Source organism: Actinacidiphila yanglinensis, assembly GCF_900107965.1.
Lineage (GTDB): Bacteria > Actinomycetota > Actinomycetes > Streptomycetales > Streptomycetaceae > Actinacidiphila > Actinacidiphila yanglinensis.
Genome location: NZ_FNVU01000014.1, coordinates 20,569 through 45,138, shown reverse-complemented (window position 1 = coordinate 45,138; position 24,570 = coordinate 20,569). Strand labels below are relative to the sequence as shown.

Here is a 24,570-nt window from a genome sequence, read left to right as displayed (position 1 = left end):
GCCGACGGCAGGCGCGCGGGAAAGTCCGTTCGCACCAGCGGCCGTTGCGGCGCCGTCCCGTCGTTCAGGGAACGAGGTGGCCGCCGGCGCGGAACAGTTCGTACCACTCGGCCCGGGTGAGCCGGAGTTCGGAGCCCTGGGCGGCGCCCGCGACGCGCTCCGGACTGGTGGTGCCCAGCACGACCTGCATCTGAGCGGGGTGGCGGGTGATCCAGGCGGTCGCGATGGCGATGGCGGGGACGTCGTACTGGGCGGCGAGTCGGTCGATGACGGCGTTGAGTTCGGGGTAGTCCGGCGAGCCGAGGAAGACGCCGGTGAAGAATCCGGCCTGGAAGGGGGACCACGCCTGGACGGTGATGTCGTTCAGACGGCAGTAGTCGACGATCCCTCCGCCGTCGAGGGTGGCCGACTGCTGCTCCGCGAGCATGTTCGCGGAGATCCCCTGAGCGATGATCGGCGCGTGGGTGATCGAGAGCTGGAGCTGGTTGGCCACGATGGGCTGACGCACGTACTTGCGCAGCAGGTCGATCTGGCGTGGCGTCTGGTTCGAGACACCGAAGGCGCGGACCTTGCCCGAGGATTCGAGCTCGTCGAAGGCGCGGGCCACCTCCTCGGGTTCGACGAGCGCGTCGGGGCGGTGCAGCAGCAGGATGTCGATGCGGTCGGTCCGCAGGGCCGCGAGTGAGCCCTCGACGGACGTGACGATGTGCTCGTAGGAGAAGTCGTAGTACGGCCCGTCCGTCACGATTCCGGCCTTGGTCTGGATCGTGATCTCGTCGCGTTGCGAGGGACTCAGCGCCATCGCGTCGGCGAAGCGGCGTTCACAGGCGTGCAGTTCGCCGCCGTAGATGTCGGCGTGGTCGACGAAGTCGATCCCCGCGTCGCGCGCGGTGCGGACGAGTTCGCGGATGTCCTCGTCGGTCTTGTCGGCGATACGCATCAGGCCGAGCACGACGTTCGGCGCGAGGATGTCGGTGCCGGGCAGCGTGAAGGTCTTCACGGCGGGTTTCCTTTCCGATGTTCAGGTCTGCACAGTACAAGCGGGGCACCCCGCATCCGAGGTCGGCGGGGCGCGGGACAGGACTCTCCGCGAGGACGGCGACGGGCCCCCGCACCAACTGAACGCCCTGGGCCCGCACATCGCGTACGACACCTACCGCACTGACGCGGCGCCCCGCGCGATGCCCTCTCGTGTCGGCGAGCGGAAAACGGGAGGAATCGGCGGATCCATCCGCGGTGGTTCGATTGCGCATCATCGGCCGTTCACGCCGAGTTCGCCCTGCGCTGCGAGCTTGGGGACGCCTGCCGTCGGCCCCGAGCCAAGGAATCCCGTGACAGCGAGACGTCGTACCCTGCCTGCCCTCTCCGCCGCCCTCGCCCTCGTGGCGTCCGGGGCCGCCGCCCTGCTCGTCGCGCCGGCGGCACACGCGGCGGGAACCGCGAACATCCAGATCACGGAGTTCGCGTACGGGGGTCTGGCCTCGTACGCGGGTGACTCCGGTGACGGCGAGTACGTCGAGCTGACGAACACCGGTACGGCGGCCCAGGATCTCACGGGGTGGCACTACAACACGGCGGACTCGGTGACGGGCGCGGTCGACCTGTCGTCGCTGGGGACGGTCGCCCCGGGCGAGTCGGTCGTCGTCACCGACCTGACCGCCGCGGACTTCCGCACCGAGTGGGGCCTGAAGTCCTCGGTGAAGGTCGTCAACGATGGCTCGGTGACCCTGAACAAGGGCCCGAAGACGATGTACGTCCTCGACGGCTCGAACGCGGTCGCCGACCAGTTGACGTACGACACGGGATACCTCGCAGGCAAGGGGATCGCCGCCTGGGTGAACCCCGGCCACCTGGCCGACACCGACACGGCGACCGCCGGCGCGTGGACGAACCCGGCGACTGCCGCCGACAGCGAGGGCTCCTGGACGAGTGCCGGCGGCGCGATCGGCTCCCCGGGTGCCTCCACGCAGGGCACCAGCACCCCCGGCAGCGTCAGGACCGCGGGCGTCTCGGTGGCGGGCGGCGCGGACCAGGTCGCGACGGTGGACACGGCCTTCTCGTTCGCCGGTCTCGGCGTGGCGGGCGGTACCGCTCCGTACACCTGGAGCGCCCCCGCACTGAGCGGTACGGGCCTGAGCATCGACCCGTCGACCGGCGCCATCACCGGTACCCCGGCCGCCCTGGGCACCATCGACGTGATGGTGACCGCGACCGACAGCGCCGGAGCGGCGGGCAGCGCCTCGTTCACCATCACGGTCACCAAGGGCGCCGACCCCGGCTGGGCCGACGTGGTGATCAACGAGATCACCGCGGACAACGAGGACAACCCGCAACTCACCGACACCTTGCCGCCGGCGCTCCTCACCGCCCTCAGCACCGCAGGCAAGGCCCGTGACCTGGTCGAGCTGTACAACAAGGGCGACCAGGCCGTCGACATCACGGGTTGGAAGCAGACCGACAGCGGTGATGCCGGTTCCGCGACCGACTTCTCCGGGCGCGTCTTCGACGTCGAGGGCAAGGCGATCACCGGCATCCCGGCACACGGCTTCGGCGTGTTCCAGTCCGGTCCGGGCCTGGGCAGCGGCGGCGACGCGGTGAAGATCTACCTGCCGGACGGCACGCTGGTCGACTCGGTCGGCTACGGCGCGGGCCAGGCCGGCTACGACGAGAGCATCGACCCGGACGGTGCCGGACCGGCCGCCGCGGAGATCTACCGCACGCTCGCCCGCTGCCCCGCCGACGGCGCCGGCGCGGTGAACACCGACTCGGACGACGCCCAGACCTCCTGGTACAGCGTCAAGGCGGCGTCGTTCGGCTCGTCGAACGACGCGTCCTGCGACACCTCCACGGACCCCGCCGCCGCCGTGAGGTACTACAACGAGCAGCCGCCGACCGGCCTGCCCGGCTCCTGCGCACCCAGCGCTCCCTCCGGCAGCGACGCCATCAGCGTCCCCGGCGCCCGCACGTGGCCGACCAGTGACGCCGTGAAGACCGTCGACGACCCGTGCGAGTTCACCACCGCGCAGGACCCGGCCGGCAACGACATGAGCGGCCTGGTCTTCAGCGGCGACGGCAGCGTGCTGTGGGCCGCCCAGAACAAGAACCACCTCTGGAAGCTGGTCAAGGACCCCGCCACGGGGACGTACCTGCCGGCCACGGACGACGACTGGGGCAACGGCAAGGGCATCACGTTCACCGGTACCGACCCCGGCGCCAGCCAGCCCGACGACGAGGGTCTGACCGTCGGTGGCAACGGCGACCTGTTCGTCACCTCCGAGCGCGACAACCACGACAGCGACGTCTCCAAGGACGAGGTGCTGGAGTACGACCCCACCGCGGCCGGCAGCACGCTGGCACCGGTGCACCAGTGGGACCTCACCTCGGATTTCGTGCCGTCGGTCATCGCCGCCAGTGGTGACGACGCCAACCTCGGCTTCGAGGGCGTCACTTACGTCCCGGACTCGTTCCTGACGGCCCACGGCTTCCGCGACCAGCATCGGAACAAGACGTACAACCCGGCCGACTACCCGCTGCACGGCACGGGCCTGTTCCTCCTCGGCTTCGAGAAGACCGGCCACGTGTACGCGTACGCGCTGGACTCGGACGGTACGTACCAGCGGATCGCCGACATCGACACCGGTATCGACGGCACCAGCGCCATTGCCGATCTGCAGTTCAACGCCGATGACCAGGGCGTCTGGACGCTGTGCGACAACGACTGCGGCGTCGTGGAGAGCCTGCTGCGCATCGACGCCCACGGCGACTTCACCCGCGCGGCCAGCTACCACCGCCCGGCCGGACTGCCCGACGACAACCTGGAGGGCTTCGCCATCGCCCCGGCGAGCACCGCGGTCGACGGCAAGCGTGAGGTGCTCTGGTCGGACGACGGCATCTACGGCGACGGCAACGCCTGGAACGGCGACCACACCGGCAACACCCCCTCGCCCGGCTGGGGCCACGCCCTGTACAGCAGCACCGTCCCGCTGAACGTCGTCCCGTCCTGCGGCACCACGCTGACCACCCACGTACCGGTCATCCACGGCAGCACCAAGGTGGGTTCGAAGCTCAACGCGACGGTCACCCCCTGGGGCCCGGCACCGGTGAGCCTGACCTACCAGTGGTACGCCGACGGCGCCGCGATCAAGGGCGCGAACAGCCCGGACTTCCACGCCACGGGTGCGTACCTGCACTCAACGCTCACCGTGACCGTCACCGGCACGAAGAAGGGCTACACCACCGCGTCGGTCTCCTCGGCCGGCTTCACCATCGTCAACGGCGCGGGTAAGTAGACCAGCGCCACCTCGGGGAGTCGCTGCCACGGTGAACGGCAGCGGCTCCCCGAGTCTTAGCGGTACGGCGCCTGGGCCAACCCGTTCGGTACGACGGTCGACCTCTCCGACTCGCTCGGCGCCGACCTCCGGACTCGCGGTCATGTGCCGATGCCGATGTCCACGACGTAGGAGCGGTTTCCGGCCAGGTAGACATGGCCGGAGTGGTAGGCGATGCCGGTGGGGAAGTAGCAGGGGAAGTCGCGTGCGGCCACGGCCTTGTGCACGTCGCACGTGGCGGACGCGGCGGAGGCGGTGCTCGCCGCGACGAGGTCGGCGCGGCCGTCGTGGACGTGGAGGACGTATGCGCCCCGCTTGTTCGCGTCGTAGGTGGTGACGTACACGCCGTTCGCGCCGTCGCCCGCCAGGGAGGCGGGTGCCAGCTGAGCGGTCGGGACCTTCACGCCCGATACGTGGGCGGGGAGTTCGAGCTTGTGCGGCGCCCGCCCGTCTCCGGGGAGGACGACCACGTCGGTGAGCGTGTGCGGTGTGATCGGCGCGAGGAAGGCGGTGCCGTCGGGATCAGCGGCCGAAGTCGAGCCGTTGAACGTCGAGACGTACCCCTGCGGGTCCTTCTCCGGGGCCTGCCGGTAGCGCAGCGTCAGACGGCCGTTCGCGAGTGACCAGACGGCGTTGCCGTCGGCGATGACCACCGTCCCGTCCTTCTCCACCGCCAACGGTGTGGCCTCGTTGGTGAGCCGGAAGCCGGTTGCCGGAGCGCTGTTGGCGAGGGAGGCGGTCAGCGAACGGAGGTGGCCCGCCGTGCCGGCCAGCACGGTGAGCCGGCCGCTCGGTGCGACGGCGACGATCCGGCCGTTCTCGCCGGTCAGCAGGGTGCCGTCGCCGCGGACGACCACTCCGCTCAGACCGCGGTCCTCCGGCGCCGGCTCACCTGCCTGCTGCCCGGAGACGTCCGTGTAGGCGCCGTCCGCGCCGAGCCGCACCAGGCGTTCGCTGGTGTTGATGTAGAGGACGCCACCCGCGGCGGCCGCGATTCCCCGCTCGCCGTCCACCGTTGCGGGACCGATGTCCCCGGAGCCCGTCGTCTGCCCGATGACCCGCGCCTGCCCGGCCTTCGGCGGGCCCGGCGGCCCGGAGTGGCCGCCGCACGCCGCGGCGGCGAGCAGGCATGCGGCGCTGAACACCGCAGCTCTTCCACGGTGTCGTGCCAAGCTCCGCATGCGCGGTCCTCTCCGTCGTTCGTCCGTCGGGTCCTGCGGCCCGCGTGGTCTCTCGTCCGTCTGCCGCTCCTCCCCGGCGGGCACCATCCGCGACCGGGCCGGGCTCCGCCTAGTGACCGTCCTGCGCCCCATCGCTGTTTGCGGCACGTTGCGAGGTGGCGTCGTTGTACCCGTTCTTCGCCTGGCCGAACAGATCCAGAGCGGGGGTGCCGGCCTTGGCGTTCTCGGTCCACCAGGTATTGAAACCGTTCGGGTCCTGCGTGATCGCCGCCGGGTCCAGCTTCCCGTCGTGGATCCAGTCGCTGTCCGGCGGAGTCCTGACCTGACCCGAACTGATGAGCCCCTGGACGATGGGTACTTCCAGCCTGCGCATCTCGGTGTCCTGGTCTGCCTGCGCCTGGCTGGTCACCTTGTCGGCGTTGCCCGTCGGGAACTGGTATGAGCCCCAGGCCGTGGTGCCGGCGATACTCGTCGACATGGTCTGGAGGATGGCGTTGGAGACGACCGCCCCCTCTTCCCCGCCCGGAACGACCGTGCCCAGCACGCCGCCGGCGACCCACGTCCACATCGCCGCCTTGTTGGCCTGCTCGTCCTTCTTGGCCGCCGGGGTGTACTGCATGTCCTCTCGAACGTTCTGCATCTGCCCGTCGAGCATCGCGAGCTGCCGCAAGGTGTCACCGGCCGCGGTGGGGTTCGCCTTCTGGTTCTCTGCCGCCGTGGCCATGTATCCGTCCATGCCGCCTTCGAAGAGGCCGGCCGCGCGGGGGTCGGGCATGAACTGGTGCATCAGCTGGTCGATGGCCTTGTAGTCGGTGGTGATGAGCGGCAGGCCGGTCGTCGGGTCGATCGACGAGGTGAATCGCAGGTCCTTCGGATCGGGCTTCGCCGCGGCGTTGTCGTTCATACTCTGGGCGAGATCAGGCACGTAGATCGCTGCGACCTGCGCCAGTCCCTCGGCAAGCTGGTCCGGCAATTGCGGGTACTGCTCCTTGATGCCCGCGCTCCGGTTTGCGGCGGAGTCGCCGTTGTCCAGCGCGCCCTGGAAGACGTTGGCCGCCGCTGTGGACGCCTTCGCCAGCTCGTCCCCCTTCAGGCCGTTGGGTCTCGTCGCGGCGAGCAGGACCTGGGCGGTGAACTTCGAGTCGTCACTGACTCCGGGGGTCTGCCAGTTGTCATTGACGAGTTGGTCGGCGGCGAACCTGCCGTCGCCGCCGGAGAGCAGGTCGCGGGATGCCTGCGGGTTCTCGCCGAGCTTGGACATCACCGCGAGGCTCGGGTCGTTGGCGGAGATGCCCTGTGCGATGTCCCGTTGCTCGGCAATGTTCATGGTGAAGTTGTCCTCGTGCAGGCCGAGTTCCTTGTACCAGGGGCTCCGACTCGGATCGGCCCAACTGTCCACCGTTCCCATGCTGAAGTTCCCCGGCACGTAGCCCGGGCGCAGGTTGTCCTTCTGGTCGGCGCGCCAGTGCAGGGCGGCGTCTCCCATGTTCGTCAGGAACGTGTGGTCCCACTTGTCCCCGGAGGGGCCGTACTTGACGAGCATGCTCGCCGACCACATGTCGTGGGGCTCGGTGAACGTCTTGGCGTCGAACTCCGGGAGCTTGCCGGCCGCGTTGAGGTGGGTCGCCGAGGCCAGGTTGTCGCCGAACTCGCCGAGGATCTTCGTGGAGTCCGGGCTGAGGACGGTGCCGTCGTGGGTGCCGTCCATGGCGTGGAGTTCGAGGGCCAGGTTCGATTCGAGGTCGGCTGCGCCGTTGCCGTAGTAGCCCTTCATGAAGTCCAGGTCGTCCTTGCTCGCCTTGGCCTGGGCGGCGACGGACTGGATCGCGGGGCGGGTGGCGGGCCAGTTGGGGTCGGCGGTCTCGGTCAGCCGCAGCAGCGTCGCGGCCTGGTTGCCGGCTTGCTGCGGGGTGGCGTCGGCGGGGCGGCCGAAGGTGGTGAAGGTGGTGGTGATGAAGTCCTGGTAGTCGCTCTGCTGGGCGTGGCTGCCGCTGAGCGCGCTCATCGCGGCGGTCGCGAAGGTGGTCTCGGGTCCGGTGTGCAGGAGCGGGGCGTAGTACGAGCCGTAGGGGCCCGGTGTCGAGCGGTCGCCCGAGCCGGCCATAAGGGTGTTCTGAAACGCGGCGGTCAGGTCCGGGTCGTGCTGGGAACCGGCAGAGGCGGCAAGGGACTTGAGGTTGCCGTTGAGGTCGGTCTTGCCCGGGTCCTGGCCCATGCCGGCGAGGGCCTGTTGGGTGGCGGCCTCGTTGGGGGACAGCGCCTTGAGGTCGAGTGCGACGACGTCCTTGGGCAGTCCGAGGATGTCGGCGGAGTCGTACGGGTCGCTGCTGAAGTTCTGGTCGGGGTCCTTGGCGAACTGGTCGAGCCCGTTGGCCCGGGTGGTCTTCACCAGGAAGTCCGTCGGGAACGTGCCGTACTGGAGCATCGCCGCCCGGTTCCAGGCCACGCTGGTCGAGCCCTTCGGCAGGGGAGAGGTGTAGTAGGAGACGACCTTGTCGAAGCCCGGTGCCGGGAATCCGGCCTTGGTCGCGGTGCCCAGCGCGTGGCTGTAGACCATCAGATCGTTCCCGGCGGTGCTGCTGCCGGTGGAGGCGAGCAGTGTGGGCAGCGTGGTGGCTTCCGCTGGGGTGAGGTTGGCGTAGAAGGCGGAGCAGAAGTCGGGGTCGTCCTGGTGGGCCAGCAGTTCCTGGGCGAGCGCATGGTATTGGTCGCCGGCTTTGCTGTCGCCGCCGTTGTTGGCGTTGAACTGCTGGGCCAGTTTCTTGCCGTTCGTCTGCGCGGAGGTCTCGGTGACAGGTTCGGGGATCTGCACCATGGGGGTGCCTGGTCCGTCGCCTGCGGCCATTGCGGCGGCCAGGTTCTCCCGCCGCTTGAGCTTCGGCGACTCGTCGTCCATCCAGCCACAGATCGTGAGGAGGCTGCTCAGGGCGTCGCTGTCCAGCCCCGCCGACTCGAACTCCCCCTTGTAGCACGTCGCGAAGTCCCGCAGACCCTGCCGGTCGCTGTCGAACGACGTGATCATCTTCTTGAGCGCGGCCGGGTCTATGCCCGAGAATTCCCCCATGGTGTCCCCCGTGGGCTTTACCTGGCACCGCTCGGCGCCCGCGTTCCACGCTCCCACCCAGGCCCGACCCGACCGCCCCTTTTTTGCCGTCCCTTGATGGCCTCCGTACGTTCTCCTGTCGTCGTCCCATTGCTCGACGTTCGGGCGGAAGTGGCGGACGGCTCGCACGAAAGGGGGATTGCCTGACGACTCCCGGTCCTACGACTTCCGGCGCACCGGCCACACGCTGTCGACCCGGAGCGGGACCCGAGCGTGCTCCACGCCGGCCACGGTCATGAGTCGGTGGTCCTTCATACGGGCCGCGGCTGCCCCTTCGGCCCGCAGCGTCCCGTCGTCGAGCACCGTGGTGTTCCCGTAGTGCCGGGAGCCCGGCCCGACAGACCGATGTACTGGTCGAGCGTGGTGGCGGTCACTACGGCCTCAGCTTTTCGGTGGCCGCTGCCGCCTTCTCCAGGATCGCCGGATCGAACAGCGTGCCGGGGTGACGCAGCATGTAGGACACGTTGTTGAATGCTCCTGACACGTCCGCGTCGACGAGGGCGGCTCCGACGATCTGTTCCATCGCCCGGCGCTGCCGGCGTACTTCCTCCGGCACCTCGGTACCGTTCTCGGCGTCGATGCGGGCAGCGTCTCCTCCCGCGGACACGGCCCAGGCCGCGTCGACGACCACCTCCTGCAGACGGAAGAACTCCGTGGCCGCATCGTCGAGGTCGGCGCCGCTGTCGAGGTAGGAGGCCAGGCAGGAGGCGTGCAGAGCGGCGGAACTCATGCCCTGGCCGTAGACCGGGTTGAAGGACGCCACGGCGTCCCCCATGCCGACCAGGCGCGCCGGCAGGCGGCCGGCCTCGGTGAAATGGCGCCGTCGGCTCTCCGCCTGGTGATACGTCACCACCTCGCGGGTGACGTCGCCGCTGGTGATGTCGCTGAAGATCGGGGGCAGCGCGGCGCACTGCGCGCGGAGCTCGTCGATCGTCCTGCCGGGCCGGTTGTCGCCGTAGCCCATCAGCATGACGAGCCACTGCTGCCCTTCGACCGCGGTCGCCGCGGCAACGGACACTCCACCCGACGGGTACTGCGGTGTGAACAGTTGCAGCACGGTCGCTACTTCCAGCTCCGGGAACGTCGCCGGGCGCTCGAACAGGGCGGTCGCGTAGTTGACCCGGGCTTCCAGCCGTTCGAGTCGGGGCTGGTCGTAACCGTCCTGCCCGAGCCAGTTCGACAGCCTGCTGGAGCGTCCCATCGCGTCCACGACGAAGTCCGCCGCGAGGACTCCTTCCGCCCGCTCTCCCTGATCGCCCGTCCCGGCCTCGGCGAAGCGCACGCCGGTGACGGCGCCGTCGCCGTACCGCAACCCGGTCGCCTGCGCCCGCAGGACCGAGACATTGGGCAGGGCGGTGACCCGGTCCCGGACGAGAGTCTCCAGCAGAGGACGCCCGACCGCGAGGAACTGGTGGTCCACGCCGTCCGGCGCCTGCAGGGTGTCGTCGTAGCCGACGAACTGCTTGTCGGGTCCGGCGAGCGACGCGCCCCGGTCCTGCGCCTCCTGCGAGACGCCGGGAAGCCACCGCTCGATCCACAGCCGACCGGCCGGCAGCAGTGTGTGCACCTGCTGGTCCTGGGGCACCCCGGAGCGCGACTCGGCCTCCGCCGATATGTCGTCGGGTTCGACGATGACGACCTTGCGCGCGCGATCGGAGAGCACTCGTGCCGCGAGAAGGCCCGCGATGCTCCCGCCCATCACGCACGCCGTGTCGAACAGGACAGGTGCGTTCTGCGGCGGCTCAGCGCCAACGAGACTCTCGAAGAGAGTCACCACGGATTCGGACACCGAAAACTCCAGTCGGTGAGGGGAACGGACCCGGACAGGCGGATAGGCGCCCAGGCAGTCGGAACCAGGACCCGAAGGCCCGGCGAGACCCGCTCGTCCCCGGGAAGGGCGGGAGTCGCCCGCTCATGCTCACAGAGCCCGGACACCGGCGACTTGTACCGGTCGGCCCGGTGCGTGGTACTTCCGTGCCACCCGACGCCGCACGGTGAAGCCGGCCCCGGGGCGGTGGTACGGGGCGGAGTACCTTGATCTGGATGATCCCCGAAGCCAGCGTGTCTCCTTGGCGGATCGGGGACCCCTCGACGCCCGTGGTCGACATCACCGTGCCGTACGCGAACGAGAACCGGAACCGGGTGCTGCTCAGCGAGTGGCGGCGTCAGGGCGGCGAGCGGGTGCCGGCGCCGCCCATGCTGCTGCCGCGGCACAGCGAGGGGACGTACCGCGCCCGTATCTGGAAGCAGAACCTGCTCGACTTCTTCCTCGAGGACCAGTACAGCGACGCTCTCGCGGGGAGCACCGGGGGCCCGGGTGGGCACCTCGAGGACCGGATCGTGACGAGCGTGACGCTCAGTGGTGAGTGGCGCTTCACCACCCAGGGTCAGCGGTCCACGGCGGCGGCCGGGATGGTGTGCGTGCGCAGGAACGAGGACCCGTGGGACTTCGAGATCGCCCGGGGCACCCGGGCGGTCACCCTGGTCCTTCCCGCGAGCGAGATCCGCTTCCCGGCGAACCTGCGGGCGGTCACCGCGGAACAGGCTTCGCCCGCCGCGGCCCTGCTGCTCGCCCAGCTCCGTCTCTGGGCGGAACTGGCGGACGGACTCGGTGCCGCTGCCGCAGGTGCCGCCCGCAACGCGACTCTGGAGCTGTTCAGAGGGTTGATGAACGACCAGGTCATCGATGACGCGGAGTTCGCACCCGCGCTCCTCAGGGCGGCGATGGGCCACATCGAGACCCGGCTGCTCGCCGACCCCGATCTCAATCCCCAGGGGATCGCGGCGGCCCTGAACGTGTCCGTCCGCACCCTCTACCGCGCGTTCGGCCAGGGAGCCACGTCGCCGGTCATGGGATATGTGCGCGAACGCCGTCTCGAATGCGCCAGGGCGGAGTTGATCTCGACCCGGCTGACCGTGTCCGAGATCGCCGCTCGATGGCACTTCGCCGACAGCAGCCACTTCGTCAAGGCATACAAGAAACGATTCACCGAGACTCCCACCGCGGGCCGGTAGGACTTTCCAGGGCTTCAGCGGTGCGTCCCCTCGGTGCGGCGAACCGATGAGGACCTGGTCCGCGCAGCACTCGAACCCACCCCGGGGTGCCGGGTGGTGGGCCTCCCGAATTCGCGGGCAGACGCCCTGGCGAGAGGGCTTCTCCGCATCCGCGCCGGTCAGCGGTGCATGCGACCTGAAGTGTCCACGTGGCCAGTGTCGTTGGTGACAGCGTCCTACCGCCGTGCGTGGTCCGGATGTGGTCCGGCGGCGCAACCCTACCGCTCGTGGAGAACGGTGGGCCGGGTGACGTGGACGACGATGAGGAGGTCGTCGAGGCCCTTGTAGGCGTCGGGGTTGGTGGTGAAGAGGGGGAGCTCCCCGGCGACGGCGATTGCGGCGATCCTGAGGTCGGCGACCCGGCGCCGTGGCTTGCGTCGTTTCTGCGGACCTCGTGCGGGCCGGCGGAGAACTCGGCCAGGGTGATGGCGCTGATCGCTACTTCCGCGGGCAGTTCCTCGGGGTCGATCCGCTTGCGCAGGATCACGATGTTGGTGTCGAGCAGGCCCTGGGCGTAGTCAGCGGGCATAGGGGGTGGTCCGTCTCCTGCTCGGCCGTGGCCTCCTGGTCGGTCCGGAAGGCATCGAGTGAGACATCCGACGCTGTGCGGGACGTGGCCGCGAACTCCGGGCGCGGAACGAACCTTCGTCGGCGGCGCAGCGGAATGAGCTCCCCGATCTGATGCCCGTCGCGGGTGGCGGCGAAGGACTGGCCGCCCTGAACAGCGTCCATGATCTCTTCGGACCGATTCTGCAGATCGCGCTGGGTGATCTCAGGCTGCGCTGACATGGCCCCTGAGGAGCACGGCGTGCTCCCGGGAAGGGGTGAGTTACCGCGGCCGACCCGGAATTTGGCTGGACCGCTGAATCGGGGATCGGCAGGATGCCTGCATGGGGAACACGCGTGCGTGGCCAGTGCTGCGGACCACGGACCTGGGGGAAGCCCTCGATCTTGCGGAGAGATTGCTGGCTGTCGCGTCCTGGTACGACCCCGCGGGGTGCTACTTGGATGCGTGGGCTTACACCCATGATGCTTTGGACCGCTTGGTCGGTGCCTTTCCGGAAGCCAAGGTCGAGCCCTGGTTGGAGGATGCTGGCGAGTTTGTTGCGAGCGTGTCCCTGGGCGTCAAGTCGGTGGTCGAGGCGCGGGACGCTCTGGTGGCTTGGGCGGACATCACGAGGTGCTACGTCCTGTGGCACAACTTGAAGTGGCCGGCCCTGCCTGAGCTCGGGTTGGAGTACGAGGAGTACAAGTACGCCGAATTGCAGATCGCCAGCAACAGCCACGACATCTACTGCACCGAGTGGACCGCGGAACACACGGTGTTCGTCCACGGTAGGCCCGGGGACGAGGCGCGTCCCGCTTGGCTCGCGGCCCAGGTCGGCGCCGGCATCGTCGGGCCTCCGGAGTTCGGCTGGTAGGGGCTCAGCGCCGGATTCAGTGGTTCGCGGCGAAGGAGCCGGGAGGGCTGCTGTTCGTCGGTGAGCGCGGCGCGCCGTTCCGCCGCTCGACGTTCGGCAGCGGGTGGCGCAGGGCTCGTGCCGCCGTCGGTCTCCCGCTGAACCTCCGCTTCTACGAGCTTCGGCACACCGGCAACACCCTCGCCGCCGACACCGGCGCCAAGCTGAAGGACCTCACGGTCCGCGCCGGCCAGTCCTCGCAGAAGGCCCAACTCATCCACCAGCACTCGACGCTGGAGCATCAGCGACGGCCGGCCGAGGACATCGACGCCCACGTCCGCGACCGGCGCGGCAACGTCGCTTCGCAGGGAAGCGTTGCCCGGTAGGCGTGGCCGGGCCGTGCCGTGCCCGGCAGCTGCGGTGGAGAGACCCGCCGCAGTCGCTGTGCAGCGGTGGGGATTGCGTGCTATTCCGATGCTGTCGCCATCCGACGGAGTCGCGGGCGTCTCCCGTCGGCGTGCCGCCGCTATCTTCTTGGAGTTATGGCGGACGACAGCTTCGGTGTCCTGTTGGAACGGCTGGCACTCAGCAAGCGGATCGATCTGGTTGCTGCTGTCCAGCAGGCGGGCATGAGGAGCGAGTTGGAGGCCGTGCTCCGTGGCGGGTCGCCGGGCTCGGATCTCCTGCGCGTGCTCGCTCCTGTTCTCGGGTGGCATGCTGCTGACGTTTTCGCTCTGGCCGACGTGTCCCTGCCCGATGGTCTCCGTTCCGCAGGCCGGTCAAGGGGAAGCGGAGTCCCCACGTTGGTCCGGTCGTTCATCGCCTTGGGCCCGGAGCAGCAGGCGGAAGTCCTTCAGTTCGTGGCGTCCATGCCTGCCGAGGGGCCGACGGCGCCGGTTCGGACGCCGCCGCACATGGTGTATCCGTCCGGACCCGGTGGGATTCTCATGCGCCTCATCTGGAACCGTGGTCTCGCTTGGAGTGCCATCGCCCAAACGCTGGCGGTCAGCACTGGGCGTTACTGGTCGGCGGCAACGTATGGAGGTGTGCCGCGTTTCCCTGAGTTCTGAACTGCTCGGGGACTTCTCTGCTCTGCTCGACATACCCGAGAGGGATCTCACTGCGGTGACGGGTACCGCTTTTCCCGTTTTAATCGCCGTGCGGAAAACAGCTTCTCACCGAGTTGGCGACCTGATCTGGCAGGTGCGGTGCTTGAGCGCGAGCCAACTGGGGCAGGCCAGGGCGCGGGCAGACGCGATTGCGGCGAAGGAGCGGTAACCGCCAGCTCGGCTGGCTCAAGTGGCACGTCAGTGGCACACCTTGTCGAGGTTGGCTGCGGCGGGGCAACAGGGCCTCGCGACGCAGGATCTTCGCCCCGAAACCGGTGTGTGTATCCGGATCAACCGGTGCAATCCACGCGATTTCATGTGGCGCAGTTCACCGGAAATGCGTCTCGCCATACGAGAATGCCCAGGGGCCCAGCAGTCGCCCGCGGTCGCTCGGTACGATCGGGCGCCGGAATTCCCCGCCTTGTGACACGGCAATGGCACGCAGTCCGGTAATTGGTCCGGACAACGACAAAGCCCCAACTCGGTGAGCTGGGGCTTCTTTATGGAGCGGATGACGGGAATCGAACCCGTGCTCTGAGCTTGGGAATCACGGCGCGTTGAGGATGGGATGGTCTGGCTGACCAGCATGAATGCCTTGCATGATGGCGCATCGGCTCCGACTGCTGACCACCCCTTCTCCCCGTGACTCCCCGCCCTATCGGGCACGCAGCGGGCACGAGCGTCGTGGTCGGCCCCGTTGCCTAGAACGGCCGAAACGCCTCGGCGGGCCATCCCTCCGGGAGCTTGTTTGTGAAGATCGCGTAGATCGGTCCGTACTCGGTCTCGGTCATGACGAACTCGAACTGGTCCAACTCGTGGTGCAGGTAGCGACGGAGAAGGGTGACGAACTGCTGGCCCTCTTCGTCCGACAACGGGCCGGCCGTGCCGTGGCTGGAGTCCATGGAGGAAGCGTATCTGCGGGTTGGTCAAGCGGCACCGGCGAGGACTCCTCGATGTCGAATTATGGGCGTGACGGTCGCTGAGGTCTGCCGGGCACGTCAGCCGCTCGCCGCGTGCTGGTGACGATCGCTCGCGGGTACGGAGGTTGCTGTACCCCGATGCTGTTCAGCAAGTACCTTGGCTGCGAGTCCACTTCTGGAAGTGTCATGCCTCGCCGGTCGCCGGCCACCGTAAGAGCAGCAATTCAGCTCCGCCACCGTCCCTGGCTCGCCCGTCGCAGTTCGACGCCAACGTTCCATGGGTTGCCACTCTCTACCCAGCGTAAGATCCGCGACTTCGAGCGTCGAAACGGTCTCGAACCTGGCGCTGTGACCTATGCGTTCCGAGCCTGGAAGGCCACAGGAAAGCGGCGGGACCCGCGTTGGGGCGATCACCCGACCTGCTACGAAGAGGCCGCCTGGGTTGAGTCAGGGAGAACGCTTATCGAGAGGGCCTGCCTGGCCCTCCCCAGCAAGCACCGGCGAAAGCTGCGCAGCCTCCTGCATCAACCTGACGCTGCCCGATACGCCCGGTCGATTCAAGACCCCTTCGCACCCCTTGAGTGGCCCTGGTGGCTACGTCGGACGGGTGTTTGACCGTCCACCGCGAGGGCCTGGCCGCATGCCGTGGCCGATCAGGTTCACGGTTCTCACGAGCCCGGCGAAGAGCAGATTACAGGCCCTGTCGCCGACCAGGCCTGGTCCATCCCTCCGCTGTTGGATCGCTTGAGCGGGGCGCCACCTTCGTCAAGGTGGGTCGCCATGTGCGCATCGCAGAGAAGCGGCTGCTAACCAATCATGCACGTAACGGGTGCCGCATAACTGAAGAGGCGACAGCATAAAAGGCCCGGGTCATTGACCTGGGCCTTTTACTTCGGAGCGGATGACGGGAATCGAACCCGCGCTCTGAGCTTGGGAATCAGGGGGGCTTCTGTCAGCGTATGTGCTGGTCAGCGATACGTGCCGGATCCCGAAGTGCCCTCTGGGCCGCTGCCGTTGGCGCCCGCGGTCGACCGAGTCGTACCGCTGTGCATGGTGCGGATGCGGTGCGGCGAGCAGACGCTACCGGTCGTGGAGGATGGTGGGCCGGGTGACGGGTACGACGGGAGGAGCCCGTCGAGGCCCTTGTACTCGTCGCGGTTGGCGGTGAAGAGGGGGAGTTCCTCGGCGATCATGAGGTCGGCGGCGCGGCGGCGGGGGTTTGCGGCCGGCGCTGATCACGGATGCGCGGACTCTGCCGTAGAGGCGGGCGGCTTCGGTGTCGAAGGGGATGGGGTCGAACTCGTTCTCGGCGCGCTGCAGGATGTTCAGGCGCCGGCCGCGTTCCGCGTGCTCGTCGTAGTCTCTCTGGTCCTCGTTCCTGCGCACCCCGTGTGGGCTGGCGGAAAGCTCTGCCAGGGTGATGGCGGTGATCGCGACCTCGGTGGGGAGTTCCGCAGGGTCGATCCACTTGCGCAGAATCACGGTGTTGTTGTCGAGTAGGCCCCGAGCGTACTCAGCGGCAGTAGGGGTCGTCCGTCTCCTGATCGGCGGTGGCGTCCTGATCGGCTCGGGACGCCTCCAGCGAGACGCCTGACGCAGTACGCGACATGGCGGCGAACTCCGAGCCCTGAACGAACCGCCTGCGCCGACGCAGCGGGATGAGTTCCCCGATCTGGTGCCCGTCGCGGGTGAGGGTGAAGGACTGTCCGTCCTGGACGGCGTCCATGATTTGTCGGGACCGGTTGCGCAGGTCGTGCTGGGTGATCTCGGGCTGCGCAGACATATTTACTACGGTAGTACCTGGCAGCACGGCGTGCTGCGAAGCGGGCGAGAGGACTGTCGGACCTCTCAACCAGACTCGTCGCATGAGCGTCAGATCAGACTTCACCTTGGACATGCATCTCGGCCGTGTGCTGGATGCGGCCGTGCATCCGGACGTGAAAGCGGCTCTCGTGTCAGCGAGGCGACATATGAACAGCGGGAGTAGGAGTCATCGCAGGGGTGGGAGGATCCTTATCCAGATGCTGGAGGCAGTTCGCCTACGCGCGGCGGACATCGGCGAGTGGCAGGTCGTCCGGCTGGTTCAGGACTCCTTGGACTACGCCGAGGGACGCATCCTCCAGCCCGACCTCAATGATCGGTACCGACTGTTCCAAGACGGCGTGCGCAACACGAACCTGCAGAAGGGGGTCGGAAACGTGCTGCGGACCGGATTTACGTTTGCCGCAGAGGCGAGCCGCGAGTATGCGGAGGCGAACCCCCGGGCGGGAGTTGAAGATCTGATCACATACTTCAACTCGCTCGCGGAGGACGCGCGGTTCCTTGAGGCGCCGGAGGACCGTCCCGGGCGGTATCGCGTTCTCCGCGGAAGGGCTGAGATCGCCGTGTGGCTGGAACGTGTGCTGAAGGAACGATTGGACATCGAGGACCCAGAAGAGGCTGCGCGTCGGATCGTCACATCGCCCGAAGCCGTGGCGCTTCTTGCCGCCGACTCGCAAGGGCAGATGCTCTTCAGAGCAGCGGAATTGCAGCGCCGGGCGGCCGGCCTGGAGGCTTTGCGCAAGGTCGTCGAGGACACCACGGCTTCCGAACACGCGCTCCAGCGTGCGTTGGAGGGGCAGCACTGGATCTTCGGCGGGCGGTTCGTCGGTGAGGCGGCCCACCGCAGGCTGGTTCCTGGGGACGAGGTCGACATTCCTCTGATCCGCGGAGACGGCGCCCTGCATGTCGTCGAGTTGAAGCGCGCAGCGAGCCTGGTCGGCCCGCTGGTGAAGAGGTACCGCGGTTCGTGGGTGCCTACCGCCCAGGTGCACGATGCCGTCGGCCAGGCTGTGAACTACCTGGTTGGCCTGGACGAGAACCGCCACCGACTTCGCGAGGAACTCGGCATCGAGACCCGCCGGGCCAGCGCGATAGTCCTGATCGGACACCCTTCGGTCCAGCCGTCCGTATCGGAAGAGTCGATCAATGAGGCACTTCGCACCTTCAATACCCATGTGAACCGCGTGGAGGTGCTTACGTACAAGGAGTTGGTTGACAACGCCGAGCGTTCCTTGGGCGGCAAGCCGCCGACGTAATTCCGCAGGTTTCCGTCGAGCCAGCGAATTTCCCGATTGAATCTGGGCCGAGATCGCCAGAGCGGCGATAGCAGTTGCAGCGATGAGAAGCCCCAGGCGACTGGCCTGGGGCTTCTTTATGGAGTGGATGACGGGAATCGAACCCGCGCTCTGAGCTTGGGAATCACGTTGGGCCTTGTTGGCAGCCGCGCTGGTCAGCCCTACGTGCGCCCCTGAAGTGCTTGCCAGCATCGTGCCTTTGGTTACCGTGGTTGCCCGCTCCGTACCGCTGCACGTCGTGGGGCGGTGGTGCGGTGTATTCCACGGCTCAGTCTCTTTCCGCCGCTTCCGCCGGCGGCACGAGCCTGGGTAACAGGGGCCGGGGTGGATTTCCGTGGGCGGCGTGGGCACGTTCCTGCTCCCGGCGCCAGATTCTCAGGAGCGCCTCATCCGTGCGGGGAACTGCGAAACCCAGGTCTTGGAGGATTCCACGGAAGAACGGGACGGGGCGGCTGTCGGCATCTGTGACCAGTGCCGACAGCAACGGAAGTTCACGAGTTGTCTTGCTGTCCACCGCTACCAGTCGACCACGCATTGCGTGATCGGGGAGCGAGCGGCCTCCCTCCAGATCGAGCAATGCGACTGTCGCACCCCGCGCGGCGACGTCCATCAACTGTCGGGTGAGTCGTTCTGCGGGGGTTGTACGAACGGCCGGTACCGGGGAGGGGGCTGAGCGTAGGGATGGATTGAGATTGGAGCTGGCGGCCTTAGGCGCTGTGCTGACTGGTCGCTCACGCTGCCGGGGCGCTACGGCCAATGCGTCTTCTCTGGCCACGGCGAGAGCCCTTGCCAGTGCGCGCTCGTGCTGCTCAGCCGACTGCGAGGCCGCTTCGTGGCGGCGTCGCTTCGTCAGCGTTGCTCCATCATGGAACGAGAGCCAATGCCGCGCCTCCATAAAAGACTGGTTGATCTCCCTCCGCGCCTTCTTGCCCAGACGTGGCCATAGCCGCTCAATCTCCAAGTAAGCAGACCGCACGCGCTTCACGCCGGGATCATTCCTGGCCGCTCGGCGCTTGGTCTGCCCCCTCTCCTTTGCCGCGGCCCTCTCTGCCCGAATCGCGTGTCCGGCGAGAAGTTCCGCCAGTTCCGCGTCGTACCCGTACCCAGTCGGCTGCTCGGGACGGAGCGAATGACGCGGCGGCATGGTTCGCGGGGGTACTCCGTAAGCCGCGAAGGCGCGCTCGATCTCAACCGCGGCCCATCGCTTGATCGGGGAGGACAGTCGGGCGTATGGCACGCCGAGCTCTATGAGCACGTCGACCAAGTAGGGAAGCGGTTCGCCGTCGTACCGAACGAGGGCGGAAAGCACAGGCAGGTTCTCGCGCAACGGCGCGTCCACCGCGACCAGCAGCCGTTCCCGGTCCTCGCGGGGAAGCCCGCGAAGTTCGGCTCCGATCGTTCGAGTCAGTGTTCCCCACGTCGTTGTCGAACGCAGGCGGGCATGGGTAATAAGGGCTTCGCGAACCGCATTGACCAATTCGCCGTGGCTGAGTTGACGCGGCGAGGTGGTAGGTGTCGAGTCTGCGACTTCGGCTGCTCGAACGGCCGGGGCGTTGCGCACAACCGGCTTGTGCGCGGGCACCGTCGGTCCCGGCTCAGGGCGCGCGGGCGGTGTCCACAGGCCGGTGCGCTGGGCCTCGTGGGCGTCGAGGCGCACGAAGCGCGTTGCCTCCACGGCCCACCCTTGACCATTGTCGGTCACCAGGATTCGGGCTCTGTCCGGGACCCGATAAACGTGACCTGCCGGGAGGGGTTTCGCATCCCTGGGCAGTGAGATCAGTGCCCGCACGATGGGGCTGTCGCCCGCCTTCACGTCCGCGACGAGCAGATGCCGATCCTCCGCGGCGAAGGCCGATCCCGCTGGAGGTTCGCTGCCGGGCACGAGCGCGAAGACCAGTCCGCCCTGGACAGGAAAGGCGAACGGCTTTGGGCGATGCCGGGACAGGCGAATCTGTTCGACGTGCGGAGTGACGATGCCGGAGGTGGTCAGTACACAGTCTTCCAACGGAGTCCACGAAACTGTCTGATCGGGGGCTTCCGCGCCGATGTGAACGCGCCGATCGCCGCCGACGGTCTCACATCGGACGCGCATGCAGTAGCCGTGGCGGCCCAGCAGGTGCTGCGTGATGGGTCCGTCTGCCGCCAAGATCCAGTCGATGCGGTCCGCCTCGGCGCTCAGCTCATCTGTGGCGCGGCGCCAGGCCGGGTAGTCGAGAGGGGCGAGCTGGAAGCGGAGCGTGCGGCGACTCGCAGGGATTTGAACGTCCACGGCATCGCCGGGGCCGTTGCCGAGATTGCGTGTCTGCACGGTGCCGCGAACCTGGTGCCCGTCCAACAACCGTCGGACGCCCTGCTTGATGAACAGGTGATCAGCGCTGGACTCGCCGTTGGCGGTCCGGTGACAAATGGGCGCAGTCGGATGGTGCGCGAAGTGGCATACCTTGTGCGTATACCGCTTATCACTCAACGCGCCCCCGCATCCGCCGAGCTGAAGTCCACACCAGTAGGTGTAGGCGGGATGGAGTTTCCGCCAGACATCCAAATCGGTCGCGTCCATGGGCAAGATCACCGGGACATCCGACTCCTTGTGCCCGATCACGGCGGTCTGCACAAGGCGGTGGTCGTACGCGTACTCCGACATGGATCCCCTTTGATCCGGAGAGTGATCAGTCCTCGATGTCGACGCCGTAGTCGCGGGCCAGTGTGTCGAGGCCGTGGTCGTAGCCCTGGCCGATGGCGCGCAGGCGCCAGCGGGGGCCGCGGCGGTAGATCTCGGCGAGGAGCAGGGTGCGTTCGGTCGTGGCGGCATCGAGTGTCGCCTGGACGAACGGCTCCGCGCTCCTGTCACGTGCTGCCGTGATCTCGACGGCACCGACATCGCCGAAGGTCGACGTCCTGTCGATGGCCGCCGCGATGGCCACCGTGCGGACCGTCGTCGGAAGGAGGGAGAGATCCACGGCGACGGCTTGCTCGGCCGGTCCGTCGATGGCGAGGCGGAGGCTGCCGTCCGGGCTCTCCGGAGCGCCGTAGAAGACGAAGTCCTCATCGGCACGAACTTGTCCGTTCTCATCGAGGACGAAGGCGACGACATCTATCTCGGCGCTAGTGCGCTGCGCCCAAGTCGCTGTGACCGTCCAGCGTGGGACATCCCGGGTGTCCGCCAGGTCGGTGACGCCTCCTCGCGGCAGCACAAGGCAGGCTGCCGACAACCCGGCCTCGGCGGGAGCCGGCCCGGCAGCAGGTGCGTCCAGCCATCCGAGTTCATGCACCGCGAGGCCGAGCGCGGTGATCCTGGCCATGCGCCGGTCCGACTCCCCACCGGGAAGAAGCACGACATCGGTGACCCGGGCCGACAGGTTCACCGCGGCGGCGCCGCCCAGCGCGACAACCCGGCTGCGTACCTCGGCGGCGTCGATGTGCGCTCCTCCCAGTACGAGTACCCGTCGTGCGGTCAGCGGCAGTGCGGTCAGCGGCCGGCTGCCGGACCGGTCCGGCAGGACGCGGGCGGGTGATTGTGGAGCCGCGGGACGCTGTGAGCGTAGGCGCGCTTCCGGCGCCGACGGCGCGTCCATCGCCGGCGCGGATCCGGCGGTGTGCTCCGCGCCGGCCCTTACGTCCGTCAGGAGCTGCAGGAAGGTGTGCTCGTCGATGACAGGAACGCCCTCAGCGGCGGCACGGCGGAGCTTGGCCGAATCCGCGTTCCGGTCATTGGCGACGAGCACGCTCGTGTGGCGAGTGACCGACGTCATCACGTTGAGGCAGGCACTGACGGCGCGAGCGACGAGTTCCGGTCGCGAGACGGCGGTGTCGCCCGTGATGGCGACCTTCATTCCCTGCTGCAGCGGCCCGTTCTGAGACATTCGGCCGGGATTACGGAAGGCACAGGGGGTCTTGGGGGGATTCAGCGCGATGGGCGTCCCCTGGCGCGGTGGACACGGCACCAGGGGCAGCGGAAGGTCCAGCCGGGCTGCGGCGTCCAGCGAACCGCGCAGGATTCCGGACAGCACACGTACGTCGTCCAACGCGTCGTGCGCTCGTACTTGGCGCACCCCGTAGTGGGCCGCGAGCGTACCCAGTCGCAGGTCGTCCGTGGGTGGTCCCACCCGGCGGTTGAGTGCCAGCGTACAGAGCCGCTGGGTGACCGGCAGCCACAGCCTGGCCCGCGCGAACTCGTGGGCTAGGAAGTCGTAGTCGAACGGGGCGTTGTGAGCCACCATCACGCGGTCCTGCAGCATGGCGCCGATCCGCCCGGCCACCTGATCGAAGGTCGGCGCGCCACGCAACCGCTCGGCGGTCAGCCCGTGCACATGTACCGGGCCCGGATCGCAGCCCGGGTTCAGCAGCGTCGAGAACTCCCCGGTCCGCTCGCCGTCCGGCCCTATGGTCACCACCGCGACAGACAGCACGCGGTCCTGATAGGGCCGCAGCCCCGAGGTCTCCACGTCGACCAGCGCCCAGTCGAAGGCGTAGTCACCGGTGCCCGAAGGGCGTTGGGAGGTCACGGCCGACGTCATGGCCCCAAGCGTGGCCCGGTGAGCGCGGCTTCTCAACCGATTCCACCTGATCTGTATGAGCGCGAGACTTCCCGCGCATGTGTGGGCGAGGAGCGGCCACCTCTGCCACTTGGACTGGGCGCCCCGACCGCGACGCGGGACATCCCGGATTCCAATGTCATCGTGCCGTCCTTCGCCGCGTCGGCGACGTACAGGGTCTGCGGCGAGTACAGCCGCGAGCACGGCCGCACCCTCGTCGTCGCCCCGACCGGTCGGCTCAGCCGGTACGACAGTGCCTTCCGCCAGGGCCCCGCATCCTCTTCTGACCGTCGGTCTCGACCGTCAGACCGGGCTGGCAACTCCCTGGTTGCGAGCGGCGACATCGCCGCATCCGGCCCCGGTGATCTCGTCGCCCGGGACAAGGACGGCGTCCTGTGAACCCGGCCCAGCGCCAGGACATCGCCGTCATCTGACCGCCGTAGGCCGTTACCCCGGCGGCTGTCGGGCTGCCGGACGAGCCTCGGAGGCGGGTCCATCGGTGGGGGCGGCGGCTCGGATGTGGTTCCCGAGGCCGGCGAACGGCACGGGCGGTCCTGCGGCCCTGCGGACGGTGTTGAGCCCGAGACTGCCGGCGGCCAGCTCTACCAGTGCGGGACGTGGGAGGACGTAGAACTCCCACTGGGAGGTGTCGAGCGGGTCATAGAGAGCGGGTTCGCGGGCGGTCTCGACGGCGAAGACGTAGACATCGGCGTTGTACGAGGCGGTGGGAGCGTATCCGTGATCCGGTGTCCAGGTGCGGGCGCGCAGACCACTGAAACGGATGTCGGACGGGCCGTTCTGGTCCCAAGCCTGGAGGTAACCGCTCGCCTTGACCTCGATGCGGATCCCGTCGTCGGTCTCGACATCGTGACTGGCCCACTCCACCCGGGGGCGGTGCGAGCCGACGGCCCGGTGAACGAGGAACTCGGCGAACACACCGCGGGTGCTGTTGACCCTGAGGTCCGGCAGGGCGAACCGCCAGAAGTCGACGACGGCAGCGCCGGACACCCCGAGAATCGGCTCATCTCCACGGAGCGGTTCCGGCGATGGCTGCGGCTCGGGCCGCTGCGGCGGGATCTGCAACATGGCAGCCAGCCTTTCAGGCATCGGCTCCCATCACCATTGGCAACCTGCTGAATACAGCGCCCTTTGGGATATGAGCGGCAAAGCGACCCGGGTGAGCGCGCCAATTGAACGCCAGATGTGGTGCGGAAGTGGTGCGGATCCTTCAATTGCTCTGGACAACGACAAAGCCCCAAGTCTTCGACCTGGGGCTTTTATATGGAGCGGATGACGGGAATCGAACCCGCGCTCTGAGCTTGGGAATCACGGGGGCTCTGTCCGCGCATGCGCTGGTCAGGTAGCCCGCTGACCGTCCGGTGCTTCATGACCGCGGGGTGGCGTCTGGCTGTGGGTGCCCGCGGCGTACCGCTGGAAATGGTGCGGCAGTGGTGCGGCGTGACGCTCGCGCCGTTGCGGTCGTGGAGCCGCCGCGTCGAACCGGTACGTTTGCTGCTTTGCGTCGTGGTCGGGAGCGGTAAGCCTTCGCGCGACCGTACTCTGTGCGGTGGGGAGCTGGAGGTGGCGCCGTCCCATTCGGTGCCCCAAATGTCGCTTTCTCTGCAGTTGGTTCAAGGCAGCTCCGCCCTCCAGGAAACCTGCAGGTCAGTAAGACTGCTCCCCGCACCCGCGGGGATGGACCCGACGTGGCCGGCATGTCCCCGGTCGGGTGGACCTGCTCCCCGCACCCGCGGGGATGGACCCGCAAACGTCGCCCGGCCCATCGCCACCGCAACGCTGCTCCCCGCACCCGCGGGGATGGACCCA

The 24,570-nt window shown here is 68.2% G+C and carries 15 protein-coding genes and 3 pseudogenes; 6 read left to right on the top strand and 12 right to left on the bottom strand.

The window, feature by feature from the left end; genetic code table 11:
• Positions 1–64: 64 nt before the first annotated feature.
• Positions 65–1,000 (bottom strand): aldo/keto reductase, encoded by a 936-nt coding sequence (locus tag C4U44_RS27490; RefSeq protein ID WP_103888839.1) that lies wholly within the window; start codon positions 998–1,000, stop codon positions 65–67.
• 331 nt (positions 1,001–1,331) lie between these two features.
• On the opposite strand from C4U44_RS27490, the gene C4U44_RS42735 reads away from it, so the two are divergent.
• Positions 1,332–4,289: a lamin tail domain-containing protein gene (locus C4U44_RS42735; protein ID WP_160145114.1), complete on the top strand. Its 2,958-nt coding sequence runs from the start codon at positions 1,332–1,334 to the stop codon at positions 4,287–4,289.
• 140 nt (positions 4,290–4,429) lie between these two features.
• On the opposite strand, the gene C4U44_RS27480 is transcribed toward C4U44_RS42735, so the two are convergent.
• The 3 genes from C4U44_RS27480 to C4U44_RS27465 all read right to left on the bottom strand — a co-directional run bounded on the left by C4U44_RS27480 (position 4,430) and on the right by C4U44_RS27465 (position 10,401).
• Positions 4,430–5,473: an NHL repeat-containing protein gene (locus C4U44_RS27480; protein WP_103888738.1), complete on the bottom strand. Its 1,044-nt coding sequence runs from the start codon at positions 5,471–5,473 to the stop codon at positions 4,430–4,432.
• Positions 5,474–5,618: 145 nt separating this feature from the next.
• A complete protein-coding gene (locus tag C4U44_RS27475) occupies positions 5,619–8,573 on the bottom strand; it encodes a hypothetical protein (protein ID WP_103888737.1) in 2,955 nt (984 codons plus the stop codon).
• Positions 8,574–8,985: 412 nt separating this feature from the next.
• Positions 8,986–10,401, bottom strand: coding sequence for an FAD-dependent oxidoreductase (locus tag C4U44_RS27465; RefSeq protein WP_235032386.1), 1,416 nt, complete (start codon positions 10,399–10,401; stop codon positions 8,986–8,988).
• 254 nt (positions 10,402–10,655) lie between these two features.
• On the opposite strand from C4U44_RS27465, the gene C4U44_RS27460 reads away from it, so the two are divergent.
• On the top strand, positions 10,656–11,627 hold the full coding sequence (locus tag C4U44_RS27460; RefSeq protein ID WP_103888736.1) for a helix-turn-helix transcriptional regulator: 972 nt from the start codon (positions 10,656–10,658) through the stop codon (positions 11,625–11,627).
• A 257-nt stretch (positions 11,628–11,884) separates the two neighbouring features.
• Here the strand turns inward: C4U44_RS27460 and C4U44_RS42730 are convergent.
• A pseudogene (locus tag C4U44_RS42730) lies at positions 11,885–12,195 on the bottom strand (hypothetical protein).
• A complete protein-coding gene (locus C4U44_RS42725; protein WP_103888837.1) occupies positions 12,150–12,455 on the bottom strand; it encodes a prevent-host-death protein in 306 nt (101 codons plus the stop codon). Before C4U44_RS42725 ends, C4U44_RS42730 begins: the two are co-directional and overlap by 46 nt.
• A gap of 323 nt (positions 12,456–12,778) precedes the next feature.
• On the opposite strand from C4U44_RS42725, the gene C4U44_RS41650 reads away from it, so the two are divergent.
• The 3 genes and pseudogenes from C4U44_RS41650 to C4U44_RS27435 all read left to right on the top strand — a co-directional run bounded on the left by C4U44_RS41650 (position 12,779) and on the right by C4U44_RS27435 (position 14,136).
• Complete coding sequence (locus C4U44_RS41650) at positions 12,779–13,087, top strand: hypothetical protein (RefSeq protein WP_160145113.1); 309 nt, start codon at positions 12,779–12,781, stop codon at positions 13,085–13,087.
• Positions 13,088–13,092: 5 nt separating this feature from the next.
• Positions 13,093–13,452, top strand: a pseudogene (locus C4U44_RS27440) (tyrosine-type recombinase/integrase); the annotation flags it as partial.
• Between the two features lie 156 nt (positions 13,453–13,608).
• Positions 13,609–14,136 carry a hypothetical protein gene (locus tag C4U44_RS27435; RefSeq protein WP_103888734.1) on the top strand — a complete coding sequence of 176 codons (528 nt, stop codon included), beginning with the start codon at positions 13,609–13,611 and terminating at the stop codon, positions 14,134–14,136.
• A gap of 740 nt (positions 14,137–14,876) precedes the next feature.
• Here C4U44_RS27435 and C4U44_RS27430 read toward each other — a convergent pair.
• The 3 genes and pseudogenes from C4U44_RS27430 to C4U44_RS27420 form a co-directional block, all read right to left on the bottom strand.
• The gene (locus C4U44_RS27430; protein WP_103888733.1) at positions 14,877–15,077 is read right to left on the bottom strand and encodes a hypothetical protein; all 201 of its coding nucleotides are present in this window, start codon (positions 15,075–15,077) and stop codon (positions 14,877–14,879) included.
• A 1,098-nt stretch (positions 15,078–16,175) separates the two neighbouring features.
• Positions 16,176–16,640 (bottom strand): annotated as a pseudogene (locus C4U44_RS42720) (VapC toxin family PIN domain ribonuclease).
• Positions 16,609–16,878 (bottom strand): type II toxin-antitoxin system Phd/YefM family antitoxin, encoded by a 270-nt coding sequence (locus C4U44_RS27420; RefSeq protein WP_103888732.1) that lies wholly within the window; start codon positions 16,876–16,878, stop codon positions 16,609–16,611. The pseudogene C4U44_RS42720 and the gene C4U44_RS27420 overlap by 32 nt, the downstream one beginning before the upstream one ends.
• An 82-nt stretch (positions 16,879–16,960) precedes the next feature.
• Here C4U44_RS27420 and C4U44_RS27415 point away from each other — a divergent pair, with 82 nt between their 5' ends.
• The gene (locus tag C4U44_RS27415; protein ID WP_103888731.1) at positions 16,961–18,172 is read left to right on the top strand and encodes a Shedu anti-phage system protein SduA domain-containing protein; all 1,212 of its coding nucleotides are present in this window, start codon (positions 16,961–16,963) and stop codon (positions 18,170–18,172) included.
• 307 nt (positions 18,173–18,479) lie between these two features.
• On the opposite strand, the gene C4U44_RS41205 is transcribed toward C4U44_RS27415, so the two are convergent.
• The 3 genes from C4U44_RS41205 to C4U44_RS27405 form a co-directional block, all read right to left on the bottom strand.
• Positions 18,480–20,852 carry a hypothetical protein gene (locus C4U44_RS41205; protein ID WP_146088349.1) on the bottom strand — a complete coding sequence of 791 codons (2,373 nt, stop codon included), beginning with the start codon at positions 20,850–20,852 and terminating at the stop codon, positions 18,480–18,482.
• A gap of 25 nt (positions 20,853–20,877) precedes the next feature.
• Positions 20,878–22,725: a TerD family protein gene (locus C4U44_RS27410; RefSeq protein ID WP_103888730.1), complete on the bottom strand. Its 1,848-nt coding sequence runs from the start codon at positions 22,723–22,725 to the stop codon at positions 20,878–20,880.
• A 465-nt stretch (positions 22,726–23,190) separates the two neighbouring features.
• Positions 23,191–23,751, bottom strand: coding sequence for a hypothetical protein (locus C4U44_RS27405; protein ID WP_103888729.1), 561 nt, complete (start codon positions 23,749–23,751; stop codon positions 23,191–23,193).
• Positions 23,752–24,570: the final 819 nt, after the last annotated feature.

Excerpts from the sequence above, each read along its gene's own strand:
- C4U44_RS27475 (WP_103888737.1), bottom strand. The coding sequence starts at position 8,573 with ATGGGGGAATTCTCGGGCATAGACCCGGCCGCGCTCAAGAAGATGATC.
- C4U44_RS27460 (WP_103888736.1), top strand. The coding sequence starts at position 10,656 with ATGATCCCCGAAGCCAGCGTGTCTCCTTGGCGGATCGGGGACCCCTCG.
- C4U44_RS42725 (WP_103888837.1), bottom strand. The coding sequence starts at position 12,455 with ATGTCAGCGCAGCCTGAGATCACCCAGCGCGATCTGCAGAATCGGTCC.
- C4U44_RS27435 (WP_103888734.1), top strand. The coding sequence starts at position 13,609 with ATGGCGGACGACAGCTTCGGTGTCCTGTTGGAACGGCTGGCACTCAGC.
- C4U44_RS27430 (WP_103888733.1), bottom strand. The coding sequence starts at position 15,077 with ATGGACTCCAGCCACGGCACGGCCGGCCCGTTGTCGGACGAAGAGGGC.
- C4U44_RS27420 (WP_103888732.1), bottom strand. The coding sequence starts at position 16,878 with ATGTCTGCGCAGCCCGAGATCACCCAGCACGACCTGCGCAACCGGTCC.
- C4U44_RS27415 (WP_103888731.1), top strand. The coding sequence starts at position 16,961 with ATGAGCGTCAGATCAGACTTCACCTTGGACATGCATCTCGGCCGTGTG.
- C4U44_RS41205 (WP_146088349.1), bottom strand. The coding sequence starts at position 20,852 with ATGTCGGAGTACGCGTACGACCACCGCCTTGTGCAGACCGCCGTGATC.
- C4U44_RS27410 (WP_103888730.1), bottom strand. The coding sequence starts at position 22,725 with ATGACGTCGGCCGTGACCTCCCAACGCCCTTCGGGCACCGGTGACTAC.